1 protein-coding gene is annotated in these 420 nt (G+C 71.4%); it reads left to right on the top strand.

Translation table 11 applies throughout. The features are described from left to right. On the top strand, positions 1-420 hold a 420-nt coding region (locus A9Z05_RS38065; protein WP_256122108.1), incomplete at both ends, for an SIS domain-containing protein.

Genomic DNA, 420 nt, shown 5'->3' with positions numbered 1-420 from the left:
TCGTCGCGCAGGCGGCGGCCGTCGGCCAGCGCTTCCTGGTGCCGTCCGACGACGCGCCGGCCGACGACGCGAACCCCGCATCGATGGTCTACGACGAGATTCGTGTGGCGCTCGCGCACAACCACCAGTTGCTGCGCAACACGTCGTTCGACGCGGCGGCCGACCTGCTCGCCGGCGCGAAGATGACCTACGTGTACGGGCAAGGCGGCGGCTCGACCGCACTCGCCGACGAGCTGCGCTTCCGGCTCGTGCGTTTCGGCCGGCCGGTCGCGAGCTACCAGGACAGCCTGCTGCAGCGGATGGTGGCCGCGACGCTGTCGGGCGACACCGTCGTCGTCGCGTTGTCGGTGAGCGGGCGCGTGCCCGAGCTGCTCGAAAGCTGCCGGCTCGCGAAGCGCTACGGCGCGAAGCTGATCGCGA

Source organism: Burkholderia sp. A2, from assembly GCF_001729305.1.
In the GTDB taxonomy this organism is placed as follows: domain Bacteria; phylum Pseudomonadota; class Gammaproteobacteria; order Burkholderiales; family Burkholderiaceae; genus Burkholderia; species Burkholderia sola.
The sequence above is the reverse complement of the archived record's forward strand: the minus strand, read 5'-3'. Positions and strand labels throughout refer to the sequence as shown.